Genomic DNA, 12,560 nt, shown 5'->3' on the forward strand with positions numbered 1-12,560 from the left:
CAGACTGGTGTTTGAATGGATGTTGGACCCGCAAGCCTGGATCGCCCTGGCGACGCTTACCGCCCTGGAAATTGTGCTGGGCGTCGACAACATCGTGTTTATTTCCATATTGGTCGGGCGTTTGCCAGCGCACCAGCGAGACAAAGCCCGCATTGCAGGGCTGGGTCTGGCGATGATCACCCGCCTGCTTTTGCTGCTGTCACTCACCTGGATCATGACGCTGACCGCTCCGCTTTTCACCTTGTTGGGCCAGGAAATATCAGGCCGCGACCTCATCCTTATCGGCGGTGGGCTATTTCTGCTGACAAAGAGCACCCATGAGATTCACCATGATCTGGAGAGCGACCCCGATGAATCGGACAAGCCAGCCAAGTCAGCAGGTTTTGTCGCCACCCTCGCGCAAATAGCCATTCTCGATATGGTGTTCAGTCTGGATTCCGTGATCACCGCCGTCGGCATGGTGGATCACATTCCCGTAATGGTCGCGGCGATTATTTTGTCCGTGTTGATCATGATGGTGGCGGCCAAGCCAGTGGGAGAGTTTGTCGACAAACACCCTACCCTCAAGATGCTCGCGCTAAGTTTTCTGATTCTGGTTGGCGTCGCCTTGCTCGGCGAAGGGCTGGATTTTCACATCCCCAGGGGCTACGTCTATTTCGCCATGGCGTTCTCAGTGGCGGTGGAAATGTTGAATCTGAAACGCAGGAAAAATCTGCGGCGTCGCCAAGCTATCGCCACTGACAACGCCGATTAAGCCGTGATCGGGATCAGGCGACCACCTGCCCCCGATACATACGCACCGGGCGCTCATTCCCGTCTTCCTTGGATTTGGGCTCCACCAGAATTTCCTGGCCCCGGTACAAGCGCCGGCTCATTTCGCCCGGCGACCGTTCGAGATCACGACGGCTGAGCGGCATATTGGCGATCTGCGCCAGCTTGAAAGCCAGGTCTTTGGTTTCTCCACTGGTTGATCGCTGCGCCCAGACAATCACATGCTCCAATGCTTCTGGATCATTCAGATGCAAAAGACCGATGTCCTCGTCACGAAACCGGCGTCTTAGTAGTTGAAGTAAGTCGATCGCTTCCTTTGTATAGACCATGCTTCCTCCTGATAGCGTTGGTACTTCCTACATCTTTCGACGGCAATATTAAGCAAGCGACAAGCCAATCCTGGCCCGAGGATGCTGAAGACAGGCTTCACCCAGCCCGACGGACCATAACAAGACAGACTGTCGCCTTACTGCCGGAAAGCATTATAGGTATTAATACCTAACATGTGCACCCCGATTGCGCATTTACTTAGACCCCTCGTCAAATTTTGCGCTATTCTGCGGCATTCTCGCGGGCTCCCCGCAAAGGTCCTCACCGGCCCAGTCGCATGTATTCGTCGCAAGCGAAGCGTGGCTTCCAAGCACTTGTTTCAGGCCTGGCCGGTCATATCCCTCGTCTTCACACAGGTTGTTGAGGTTATGGCTTTCGTTGACTGGTCGTTAATATTTGTGATTCTCGCTGCCGCCGCCGCCATTCAGACCTGGGTAGGTTTCGGGTTCGGCCTGGTATTTCTTGGCGGGTGCACTTTATTAGGGTTGTCCGACCTGAAAACACTCACGCTGGCGATCAGTTTGCTCAGTCTGACCAACACCACCACCGCTCTGAAGGGCATGACTCATCATGTACAATGGCGCTCGTTATTCTGGTGTCTGAGCGCCGCGGTCCCCGGTATCGCCGCCGGCGTCTGGCTGCTGGAGCATGCGCAGGCCTATAGCGCCTATATTCAATTGACGCTCGGCGTTGCGCTGGCGGTCAGCAGCCTGATCATCGCCTTCAAGCCTCATGCGTCGCCTCAGCCCAGTCATGACGCAACCTTCGCCGCCACTGGCGCGCTTGCTGGCGTGATGGGCGGACTCTTCTCCACTTTCGGCCCGCCTGCGGCCTTTCTGATGTATCGCCAGCCTCTGTCCCTGGACGCTATCCGCAGCACGTTACAGGCGATGTTCTTTACCTCTTCTATTCTTCGGGTGACCCTGGCTCTGGCGCTGCAAAGTATATCGCCGGAGTCCTGGTGGCTGTGGCTGGCGGGATTGCCGGTAGTATGGCTGAGTACGCTGGCGGCGAAACGTTATCGCCTGCCTCTGGCGGATGCGCAGTTGCGCCGCATGGTGTTTGTCGGGCTTTTGCTCATCGGCGTCAGCATTACCCTGTCCAGCCTGAAAACGATTGCGTTCTGATTCTAAACGCAAGATTAAACCGCGGTAGCAACGCTAGACAGTACAGCGGCTTAACGGTAGGCTGCCCTTTGCACGTCTACATCTGTCGGCCCCGCCGCGCGTTTTCCGGAAAATCATGTTCAAGCGACTTCAACCCCAAGCAGTCTGGCAATTGGTGCTTATTTCCCTGATGACAGTAGTCGCGCCATTGGGGCTGTTGCTATACCACACCACCGTCTCGTTACAGACCTTGGCCCTTGATAGTCGCGCAGTGACCGAAGATTCCGTCGCCATGGCGCAGAATGGCCGCAACGCCAAAGCCTCTTTGATCGATATGGAGCGAGTTGCGCGTCAGTACATGGTCATTGGCGATAAAGCGCTGGTGGACCTGTTCAAGTCCGCCTCCGAACAATTCCTGGCGCCGCTGACTGAAATAGCGCAATTGCTGGGCACTCCCGAAGCGCAAGCCTTGCTGGCGGAAGTCAAAGAGCAGCAACGGGACCTGCAAACCAAACTGGAGAAAGAGAAGCCCAACAGTCCAGCTTTAACCAAGGAAATGGCGGAGTTCTCTTCTTTGCAACGCTCCGCCGACCGCTTGATCCTGCAGGCCCGCACCTTTTCCGAGGATAAACTGCATGAACTGGGTCGAGCCGCCGCCCAGGCGCGAGAAAACGTGATTCAATCCTCGCTGGTGCTGGCGCCGGTGACTCTCGCCCTGATTGTCTTGTTCACCTATCTCATCGTGCGCCCCGTCAGACAACTCAAAACAGCGATTCGCACACTCAGCATCGGACGCCAAAAACCCATCGAGTTATTTGGTCCACAAGAGCTGGTGCAACTGGCGGAAGAACTGAATTCATTGCAGGAACGCTTATCGCAAGTCGAAGATCAGAAGCAGCAGTTCCTGCGACATGTATCTCATGAATTAAAGACTCCTCTGGCGAGTATTCGTGAGGGTGTGGCTTTGTTACAGGAAGAGGTGGTGGGACAGATCTCCCACGGTCAGCGTGAAGTGCTCCATCTTGTGAATGAAAACGGCCGCGCGCTGCAGCAGTTAATTGAGAATCTGTTAAGTTTCAATCGCTTGAATTTTTCCGGCCAAGCGCAAAAAATGACCTTTGATATGTCCGCCCTGGTCGAAGAGCTTCTGCATCTGCATTGGCTGTCGCTGACGCACAAGCGCCAGATTATCTGCGTCGGCGGTCCGCCACTGACGCTGACCGCGGAGCGTCCGCGGTTGCACTCCGCTCTGGACAACCTGATTTCCAACGCCATCGCCTACGGCGCCAGCGAGGGTCGCATCTGGCTGGAGTGGAATATAGAAGACGATCACCTTATATTGCGCGTCACCAACACGGGCGCACCGATCCCGGAAGCAGAACGCAGCCGCATTTTCGAACCTTTTTATCAGGGTTCGGTCAAACGCAGCGGCGCAGTGAAAGGGTCGGGCATCGGTTTGTCTGTGGCGCGTGATTGCATACAGACCCAGGGAGGCGAGCTCAAGCTGCTGACCACGACTGGACAGTTGGTCAGTTTCGCCATTTATCTGCCGCGGACAGTCGTCAGCGCAATATAGGAACATTCACTACTTATGAAACGCTACTTCTACCTCATACCATTGAGCTTATCGCTGTCGGCCTGTGTCCAGTGGCCGATGGACTGGGAGCGTGGGGGCAAAGTTGATAATCGCCCCGCCAGCCAACCCGGAATCCAGCAGTTAGAGATTGTCGATGCGTCGGTTCAAGAGGCGGATGCGGTAGTGGCGGAGTCGCAGGAAGCAAGTCCCGAGTATAACTGGCTGGATTACTATCTCACCGGAGAGCATTTAAGCCAGGAAGAGCGTTCAGCCAGACTACTGGCCCTGGAAAGCCTGCTGGTGATTCCTCAGGACAGCATTCCCGTCTGGAAAGTACACCTGCAACGCGCCACCTTACTCGCCGCCTTGCCTGGCGGTCCCGATAATTGGCGTAAAGCCATGCTGCTTATCGACACCATGCCGGAGTCGGAAGACGCTGTTCCCAACGATTATGTGCGTTGGCTGAAGTCCGAGTTGAAGTTCCGTCTCGACGGCATTTCATCCACCAGTCAGTTAAGAAGGGAAAACGCACGTCTCGAACGTCAGGTCGATCAATTGCGCAAGAAGATTGAGGCGCTGACCAACATCGAGCAGAATCTCACGGAAAAGAAAGAGACGCAGGACCAGTATTAATTCAGACAAGAATCAGTCGAGCCTATGAAAAATCCCGCCAAACCGAGAATCCTGTTAGTTGACGACGATAGCAGCCTGCTGCGTTTGCTATCGATCCGACTAGAGTCTGCGGGCTATGACGTGTATGCGGTTGAGTCCGCCACGGAAGCGCTGAAGCAACTGCAGCAAAATAAATTCAATCTGCTGATCACTGATCTGCGCATGGACGAGATCGACGGCATCGGCCTGTTCGAACGCGTGCAGACGATCAACGCCAGTCTGCCGGTGATTATCATCACTGCGCACGGCACCATTCCGGAGGCGGTAGCCGCCACGCAAAAAGGGGTGTTCGGCTTCCTGCCCAAGCCAATTGAAAAGGAACAGCTGCTCAACACCATTGAAGCGGCGCTGTCGCAGACTCAGCATCACATGTCCGAATCCTGGTGCGAGGAAATCATCAGCACCAGCAGTCGCATGCAGCAGTTGCTTGACCAGGCCAAAATGGCGGCGCAAACCAACGTCAACATCCTCATTACCGGTCCCAGCGGCACCGGTAAAGAGTTGCTGGCCAGAGCGGTTCACAAGGCCAGCCCCCGCGCCAACAAACCCTTTGTCACCATCAACTGCGGCGCGTTGCCGGAACAGTTGCTGGAATCAGAGTTATTCGGCCACACCAAAGGGGCGTTTACCGGCGCCGTCAAAGATTATCCCGGACTGTTCCGGTCCGCCTCCGGCGGCACACTGTTTCTGGATGAGATCGGCGACATGCCGCTGTCTCTTCAGGTGAAGCTGTTACGCGCCATTCAGGAAAAACAGATTCGCTCTCTGGGTTCCGTGGAAAACGAAGCGGTGGATGTGCGCATCTTATCGGCGACGCACCGCGATCTGGAAAAGGCCATGGAGGAGAACGAGTTCCGCGAGGACTTGTACTATCGCCTGAATGTGGTCAATTTCGCACTGCCTCCTCTGGAAGAACGTGCAGAAGACATTCCCGCCCTGGTGAAACATATCCTGTCCACACGCAAAGATCAGCGTAACGGATTCGTGAAAGGCATTGCTCCGGAAGCCATGGCGTTACTATGCGAAGCCAAATGGCCTGGAAATATCCGCCAGTTGGTGAATGTTGTGGAGCAGACGATTGCGCTGACCACTAATCCCATCATCAGCGCGGCGCTGGTTAAACAGGCATTGGCTAATCGTGCGCCGGAACTGCCTTCTTTCAACGAAGCGCGAGCGACCTTTGAGCGCGGTTATCTCACCAAAGTGCTGTCAATTACGGAAGGAAGCGTTAGTCAGGCGGCCAGACTGGCCCAGAGGAACAGAACGGATTTCTACAAACTATTGGCTAAGTATGAAATAGATCCGGCCGCCTTCAAGAACAGCTAATTCCGCCGAACTGGAACGCTGCGAAGGGGCCGGCAACTCATCTAGAGTTCAAAACGACATCAACAGGGCTAGGAAGACAGTTCTTTAGGTAGTAAAGAACGTGTCACCGGCGCGTAAAGCGCCGGTTGGGTCAATTACTGACCAGCTGCAGTAGCTTCGCCAGTGTACAGGACGAACTCGTCCTTGCTTACAGCGCCGTCTTGGTCAGCGTCTGCTTTAGCGAAGCTTTGCGCCAGACCAGCGTCTGCGGCAGCTTCTTCTTGGGAGATTGAACCATTTTTGTCAGCATCTAATGCGACAAACTCGGCTTCAGATTCCATCATGTCTGTAGTCTGGGTATCTTCAGCCAGAACAGGGCCAGCCAGAACAGATGCTAATGCAAAGGCAACAATCTTCTTCATGGTAAACTTTCCTCTTTCACTTTATGTGGTATATCGCGCGCTCTCTCCGGAGTGCGCTTTTCATTGGCGGTGAATTGAAGCCTTCGGCCTGTTTGCCGCGATCTTTCGCGTCCAGCGATCCGGCGTCGGCCACTTCAGCTTCCCCTCGAAGAGATAAGTAACAATATCGGCGCCAACTTAGAAAAGTCTTTTATTTTCAAAAAGATACGAATAAATGCTGGCCTAAGGCTGGATTTTGGGTGCGCAAGATAAGGGATTTCTGTCTCCGATCGGCGACAGGATGATTTGCAGGTAAAAATAAATATATAAATATCAAACAGTTACATGTCTGCTATCAGCGACAAAGCCTGCTTGCAGAAGCGGTCTAATCAGCGGGTGACAGCCTTAGCAACTCCGCGTTGCTCCCGTCAGTCAACACATATACGGCGCCATCAGGCCCGACTCTGACGTCCCGGATACGCGACTTACGCTCCTGCAAGGAGCGTTCTTCCTTTTGCGCCCGCGCCTCATTCATTTCCACCCGCGCCAACAATTGAAACTTGAGCGCGCCGACCAGCAAATCCCCACGCCACTGAGGAAACATATCTCCTCTGTAAACCGCCATGCCAGACGGCGCGATAGATGGGTCCCAATACCAGACAGGCTTTTCCACACCGGGCGCTTCCGTCTGCTCAGAAATGGTTCCTCCCCAGTATTCCTTCCCGTAGGTGACCAAAGGCCAGCCGTAATTTTTTCCGGCTTGAATCAGATTGACTTCATCTCCGCCTTTGGGACCATGTTCATGCAGCCATAATCGCTGACTGACCGAGTCGTATGTCAGACCCTGAGGATTACGATGGCCATAGGAGAATATTTCCGGCAATGCGCCAGCACGATTCAAAAAGGGATTTCCCGGAGCCGCGGCCCCGTCTTCCGTCAAACGCAGAACTTTACCAGCATGAGACTGCAGGTTTTGCGCATTACGACGATCACCCCGGTCGCCGATGGTCATGTATAAAAGACCCTGGTCATCAAACGCCAACCGCGATCCAAAATGTCTGCCCTCAGCGCTCACTGCGCGAGCGCTGAGCAGGACTTTCGTTCCCGTCAGCTTATCGCCCTGCAACTGGCCTCGCGCCAGCGCAGTGGTGTATCCGTTCGGCTTTTTCTGCGTGAACGTCAGGTAGACCCAATGGTTCGTATCAAAGTCAGGATGCAGTATGACATCCAGCAAACCGCCCTGCCCATGAACCACGGACTCAGGGGTTCCCTTCACCACGGTGAAGCTTTGCTGCTTGAGGTTTATATGTAACAGGTCGCCGGTTTTCTGGGTGACAAGCAGGCTGCCATCGGGAAGGAACGCCATGCTCCACGGCTGATCCAGGTACTGTAACACCGTCTCGACCTTGAACTTATCTGCGCCTGCAGCGCTTTGCGTCGTCAATAAGGCGATTAACATCAGTCCGCGAAGGGCGCTGGAAGTAATTCCTTTCATTCCTTCCTCAATGTCTAAACCAGGCTCAACGAGACGAAGGCGGGCAAACCAGCTTCCCGCCTGTGTAAGATGGCGGCGCTGTTTTCGCCGCCAATGAAAGGCGTCAAACGATATGAACTTTGCCGTCTTCCGACGTAAAAGGATTGATGATCGTTGAATCTTCACCTTGTTCGACAGCGTCAGGATGTTGCTGAGCCAATAGCGTTTTTACGACAGTCTCGTCTTCTTTCGGCACGTCAATCATCAACAGGTACATGCCTTTATCAATGGCGTCATGGAAACGACGAATTTTGTAATTCTCCATGTTGACGCCCGCCATACCGCCAATCCAGGTGCCTGCCAACACGCAAAACACTAACAACGCGATCCATACTGCGGGCGGAGCCAAATCTCCCAGCTCACTGAAGATCATTGCGGTTATTACAAAACTTCCGCCCAACAGACCGCCACAAAGCAGACCTCTCTCCATAGAGTGAATCAGATCAAGCTTGTGCAGCACGTTTGCGGAATGCAGACGTCTACGAGTCAAACCCGCCTCGTCCTTGCTGAGGATATGAAAATGCCAGTCAGTAACGCCATGCTCATGCAGACTTTCAGACACTCTTTCTGCGCTTTGCAATGTGGGCGTCAGATAATAAAGCCTTTTCATCGAAGACCTCCTTCGCTGAAAAAAATTTACACTCAACATTAGTGTACGCCGTTTAACCAGCCTAGGATTAGATTAACTGGCAATATACTTGCGGCGCTTGCAACCAATTGGAATAAAAGCCGGCGTCCAACCACCATAAGAGGCATAGCTATGGCAAAAATTACCCGTGTCGCCGGAGCCGCCATTCATCCCTGGCTGGACGAGCTCGCCAAACTGCGCATCAGGATATTTCGTGAATTTCCTTATCTTTACGATGGAGATATGGAGTACGAGAGAAGTTATCTGGCCAACTACGCCGACTCCGCCAACAGCCTGTTTGTGCTGGCGCAGGAGGGAAATAAAGTTATTGGCGTATCGACCGGATTGCCGCTAAGCGATGCGGATGAAGAGTTCCAGCAGCCTTTCCGAGACCGCCGTATCTCCGCCGGAAACGTGTTTTATTTTGGAGAGTCCGTGCTTGAGCCAGAATTTCGCGGACAGGGACTGGGGCACTGCTTTTTCGATGAGCGGGAGTCTTTCGCCAGAGAACTGGGCTACAGCGTCACCGCGTTTTGCACCGTGGATCGTCCTCTCGACCACCCTATGCGTCCACCGGGCTATCGCCCGATGGATCTGTTCTGGGTGAAGCGGGGCTACATCAAGTATCCCAATATGGTCACTCAGTATTCCTGGAAAGATATTGGGGACAGCGCAGCCAGCTCTAAACCGATGATTTTCTGGCTGCGCCCGGGGGCCTGATACGGTTTCAGGAAGCCTGTTGCGCCATCTTCGGTTGAGGTTTGGCCTTGGCGAACTGCGCCAGCGTCACGCTGAGCAGCACCATCGCGATCCCCGCATACTGTGCAGGCGTAAACCATTCTTCCAGCACCAGACGACCGCTGATGACCGCACTGACCGGACTCAGCAGCGCCAGGAAACTCAAGGCGCTGACAGGCAAACGACGCATGGCGATAAACCAGGCGAGATAGCCCAGCGCGGTATTCACCAGATCCACCCACAGCAGTCCCAGCATCGCTTCACGATTTAGCGTCGGCATGGGTCCCTCCAGTAAAAAGGCCAAAGGCAATAACACCATACCGCCGAGAAACAACTGTAATCCGGTAAACGCCAGAATGCCTTTGGGCGGAGACCATTTCTTGGCCAGGAAGGTGCCCACGGTCAGGCTGACAACCGCCCCGAAAGAAGCGGCGACGCCAACGGGATCAACTTGGGAAGAAGGCTGGAATATCACCACTCCCACGCCGATCAAACCGCCGAAAGCGCATAACAGCTGAATGGGATTCGGCGCCTGTCGCTGCCACCACCATAGAAACAGCAGCGTGGTCAGCGGCGTCAGCGCCATCAACGTGCCCGCCACGCCGCTGGGCAACCGAAGCGCCGCGGTGAACAGGAAAAAGAAAAATACGCTGATGTTCAACGCGCCTAAAATGGCGCTGCGACGCAAGTCCATATGACGCAGGGATTTCAGATCCAGACACATCAACAATAACCCGGCGGGCAATGCTCTCAATACGGAGACCCACAAGGGGCCGAGATCCTGCAGCCAAGCCTGAGTGACGACATAAGTGGTGCCCCATACGGCCGGGGCGAGTACGCCAAGCAACCAATACACAACAATTCCTTCAAGTTTTCTGTTTACGCTCGTTTTTAACGTGATATCTTTATGTAGAGATATTCCTCTTTAACTAGCTTAACGTCAAGTATCTTTATATGAAGAAAAATAATCAGAACGATCAAAAAGACCATGTTGACGCTATCCTGCGGCAGTGGAAAACCGAAAAACCCGACCTGCAGGCCCAGCCTATGGGCATTTTCGGGCGCTTACACCGGATACACGCATTCACCCACCAAACGATCAAGGAAACGCTGGCTGGCTACGGACTCTCGATAGATGAGTTCGATGTGCTCGCCACATTACGCCGCTCAGGCGCGCCTTATCGCCTCACGCCCACACAGCTCTATACAGCGGCGATGCTCTCCTCCGGCGCCATGACCAACCGTCTGGACAAGCTGGAACGCAAACAACTGATACAGCGCCAGCCCGATGAAAATGACCGTCGCAGCGTCATTGTCGCGCTCACTGACGCGGGCATGGAGCTGATCGACAAGGCGGTGGAAAGTCATGTGGAAACTGAATGGGAGCTTCTCAAGCAGCTGGAAGGGGAAGATCAAGAGCAGCTAGCCGGTCTGCTGCGCAAATGGCTGGTCACCATCGAAAACAAGCAATAACGCTGTCCCGCGAGACGCAGCTCATCCCGGCTGCGTCGTTATCTATTCTCACCGCTCCTTATCTCAACATCGCCCAAAATAAAACAAATTTTCTTTTTATTGACCAATAGAAATATTTATTCTAATTTTATGGTCAAATAATAATCTGACCCGCAAGATACTATCCACTTCCTTGCCCAAGAAAATAAAAAGTCCATTGGGAGCGCTGTTATGCACAAGCTCGCTTATGTCCTGTCTATGGCGATATTCACCGTCGCCACCGCCTTATCGTCTTCACACGCCGTCGCCACGGATGTGTATGTTCACCCTAAAATCGACTTACGGTTTCACGATGTGCTGGAGCTGCTGAAGTCCGCGCTGGAAGCCACTACGGAGGAATACGGCCTTTATGAACTGCGCGCCACCAAAGCGGACCTGATCGAGTCCAGAACGCTGTCTGAGACGGAAAAAAACCGTCTGGTCAACATCGCCTGGAGCTCCACCAGCATCGAAAAGGAAGCTCGTCTGCGCGCCATACGTATTCCGTTACGTAAAGGCATTCTCGGTTATCGCATCAGCCTGGTAACGGACAAAGGGCAGAAGAAACTGCGCGATGTCGAGTCACTGGATGCGCTACGGGCGCTAAAAGTCGGCCAAGGAGAGGATTGGGGAGATGTCGCCGTTTACAAACACAACAATGTAAAAGTGCTGGGCGTGTTTCAATACAATGATTTATTTACCAAACTGGCGCGCAACCGTTACGACTTATTTCCCAGAGGCATCAACGAAGCCTTTGACGAACTGGCGGCTCATCAAAAAGATTACCCTAATCTCAAAATAGAAGAAGACATCCTGCTGTATTATCCCTGGCCCTATTACTTCTTTATGTCAAAGGATAACGAGCGCCTGGCGCAACGAGTGGAAGACGGCCTCAATAAATTGATCGCTGACGGCCGTTTCGACAAAATTTTCCAGCGTCGCTTTGGCGACGACATCGCCCGCGCCCATATCAAACAACGCCGTATCATCTATCTCGACAACCCCATGTTGCCGACGGACACGCCGCTGCAAAGGAAAGAACTCTGGTTCAGGCCGGAAGACGCCTGAGCAAAGGTGACAAGGATGTCCTGATTATTTCTCGCGGCTCAGAAAGCGCCGTTTGTAATCCCCTGGCGACATGCCGAACACCTGCTTAAACACGGCGCAGAAGGTGCTGACGCTTTGATACCCCACCGCAAACGCCGCACTGCTGACAGACTCATTCGCCGCCAGCAATTCCAGGGCGCGCAGGAGTTTGGCGTGTTGCGTCCATTGACTGAGTGACATGCCGGTTTCCTGCATGAATTTACGGGTCAAGGTACGCCGGCTGAAACCAAATTCCAGCGCCAATGCGTCCAGGCCAGGATTGCTTTCGGGCGCCCGCCACAACGTATTCGCCATGCGCAGCAGTCTGGCGTCATGAGGAATTGGCAGTCGTTGCCGTAAAGGCGTCGCCTCTCTCGCCTCAGACAGAAACACCTGTAGCAAGTGCTCATGCCGCTCCAGCCAGTCTGATTCAGGACACAACTCAATCAGTCTCAGCAGCGTCGCCTCCAACAACCGATGCGGCTCCAGGGTCACCGGCTCTTGCGGCATGGCGGACGCCAGATCCTCCCGCAGGTGCAGCAGCGTCCCTCTGACCATTGATAGAGGCCGGGCGCCATGCTGACAACCTGGGGGAATCCAGCTCAGTTGTCGAGGTGCGGTCAGCCAGTGATAGCGATCGCTACGACAGAAAATCGCGCCCTGCTCCAACCAATACAACTGCCCATCGAAATGGGTATGCAGATCGCGGGACTGATCCGCCTCGACAGCCAGACGCGACACTTTCAACGGCGCAGATACAGTCATAATGATTGAGCCGCGACCTGCTCTGATTCAAACATAAAAACACCTACTTCTTTAACAAGCCAGCGACGTACTCCGACAGCTTCACCCGGCAACGCATCGACAGGCGGCCGGCTCTTTCCACATAGGCCCTAAGCCAAGGCGTAGAACGGAGCCGGCC

14 protein-coding genes are annotated in these 12,560 nt (G+C 54.1%); 8 read left to right on the forward strand and 6 right to left on the reverse strand.

Annotated features, from left to right (window positions below; genetic code table 11):
• Window positions 1-7: 7 nt before the first annotated feature.
• A complete protein-coding gene (locus ACQYWX_RS29150) occupies window positions 8-754 on the forward strand; it encodes a TerC family protein (RefSeq protein WP_431687241.1) in 747 nt (248 codons plus the stop codon).
• Window positions 755-767: 13 nt separating this feature from the next.
• On the opposite strand, the gene ACQYWX_RS29155 is transcribed toward ACQYWX_RS29150, so the two are convergent.
• Window positions 768-1,100, reverse strand: coding sequence for a hypothetical protein (locus tag ACQYWX_RS29155; RefSeq protein ID WP_216736080.1), 333 nt, complete (start codon window positions 1,098-1,100; stop codon window positions 768-770).
• Between the two features lie 369 nt (window positions 1,101-1,469).
• Between ACQYWX_RS29155 and ACQYWX_RS29160 the strand changes: the two genes are divergently transcribed.
• From ACQYWX_RS29160 to ACQYWX_RS29175, 4 genes are all read left to right on the forward strand, one after another.
• On the forward strand, window positions 1,470-2,228 hold the full coding sequence (locus ACQYWX_RS29160) for a TSUP family transporter (protein WP_431687242.1): 759 nt from the start codon (window positions 1,470-1,472) through the stop codon (window positions 2,226-2,228).
• A 115-nt stretch (window positions 2,229-2,343) separates the two neighbouring features.
• Window positions 2,344-3,783 carry an ATP-binding protein gene (locus ACQYWX_RS29165; protein ID WP_431687243.1) on the forward strand — a complete coding sequence of 480 codons (1,440 nt, stop codon included), beginning with the start codon at window positions 2,344-2,346 and terminating at the stop codon, window positions 3,781-3,783.
• Between the two features lie 15 nt (window positions 3,784-3,798).
• Window positions 3,799-4,416, forward strand: a complete 618-nt coding sequence (locus tag ACQYWX_RS29170) for a hypothetical protein (RefSeq protein ID WP_431687244.1) — start codon at window positions 3,799-3,801, stop codon at window positions 4,414-4,416.
• 24 nt (window positions 4,417-4,440) lie between these two features.
• Window positions 4,441-5,781 (forward strand): sigma 54-interacting transcriptional regulator, encoded by a 1,341-nt coding sequence (locus ACQYWX_RS29175; RefSeq protein ID WP_127974072.1) that lies wholly within the window; start codon window positions 4,441-4,443, stop codon window positions 5,779-5,781.
• 134 nt (window positions 5,782-5,915) lie between these two features.
• Here ACQYWX_RS29175 and ACQYWX_RS29180 read toward each other — a convergent pair whose 3' ends face one another.
• The 3 genes from ACQYWX_RS29180 to ACQYWX_RS29190 all read right to left on the reverse strand — a co-directional run bounded on the left by ACQYWX_RS29180 (window position 5,916) and on the right by ACQYWX_RS29190 (window position 8,305).
• Window positions 5,916-6,182 carry a hypothetical protein gene (locus ACQYWX_RS29180; protein WP_011400347.1) on the reverse strand — a complete coding sequence of 89 codons (267 nt, stop codon included), beginning with the start codon at window positions 6,180-6,182 and terminating at the stop codon, window positions 5,916-5,918.
• A 364-nt stretch (window positions 6,183-6,546) separates the two neighbouring features.
• Window positions 6,547-7,656: a PQQ-dependent sugar dehydrogenase gene (locus ACQYWX_RS29185; RefSeq protein ID WP_431687245.1), complete on the reverse strand. Its 1,110-nt coding sequence runs from the start codon at window positions 7,654-7,656 to the stop codon at window positions 6,547-6,549.
• A 103-nt stretch (window positions 7,657-7,759) separates the two neighbouring features.
• Window positions 7,760-8,305 (reverse strand): hypothetical protein, encoded by a 546-nt coding sequence (locus ACQYWX_RS29190; protein WP_431687246.1) that lies wholly within the window; start codon window positions 8,303-8,305, stop codon window positions 7,760-7,762.
• Window positions 8,306-8,455: 150 nt separating this feature from the next.
• Between ACQYWX_RS29190 and ACQYWX_RS29195 the strand changes: the two genes are divergently transcribed.
• A complete protein-coding gene (locus tag ACQYWX_RS29195; RefSeq protein WP_279501209.1) occupies window positions 8,456-9,043 on the forward strand; it encodes a GNAT family N-acetyltransferase in 588 nt (195 codons plus the stop codon).
• 7 nt (window positions 9,044-9,050) lie between these two features.
• Here the strand turns inward: ACQYWX_RS29195 and ACQYWX_RS29200 are convergent, their stop codons facing one another.
• Window positions 9,051-9,917, reverse strand: a complete 867-nt coding sequence (locus ACQYWX_RS29200; protein WP_216736074.1) for a DMT family transporter — start codon at window positions 9,915-9,917, stop codon at window positions 9,051-9,053.
• Between the two features lie 98 nt (window positions 9,918-10,015).
• Here ACQYWX_RS29200 and ACQYWX_RS29205 point away from each other — a divergent pair, with 98 nt between their 5' ends.
• Together ACQYWX_RS29205 and ACQYWX_RS29210 are read left to right on the forward strand one after the other, a co-directional pair.
• Window positions 10,016-10,534 carry a MarR family winged helix-turn-helix transcriptional regulator gene (locus ACQYWX_RS29205; protein ID WP_216736073.1) on the forward strand — a complete coding sequence of 173 codons (519 nt, stop codon included), beginning with the start codon at window positions 10,016-10,018 and terminating at the stop codon, window positions 10,532-10,534.
• Window positions 10,535-10,744: 210 nt separating this feature from the next.
• Complete coding sequence (locus ACQYWX_RS29210) at window positions 10,745-11,620, forward strand: substrate-binding periplasmic protein (protein WP_431687247.1); 876 nt, start codon at window positions 10,745-10,747, stop codon at window positions 11,618-11,620.
• A gap of 24 nt (window positions 11,621-11,644) precedes the next feature.
• Here the strand turns inward: ACQYWX_RS29210 and ACQYWX_RS29215 are convergent, their stop codons facing one another.
• Window positions 11,645-12,403: an AraC family transcriptional regulator gene (locus ACQYWX_RS29215; RefSeq protein ID WP_431687248.1), complete on the reverse strand. Its 759-nt coding sequence runs from the start codon at window positions 12,401-12,403 to the stop codon at window positions 11,645-11,647.
• Between the last annotated feature and the right edge of the window lie 157 nt (window positions 12,404-12,560).

The organism is Hahella sp. NBU794, from assembly GCF_050749805.1.
Lineage (GTDB): Bacteria > Pseudomonadota > Gammaproteobacteria > Pseudomonadales > Oleiphilaceae > Hahella.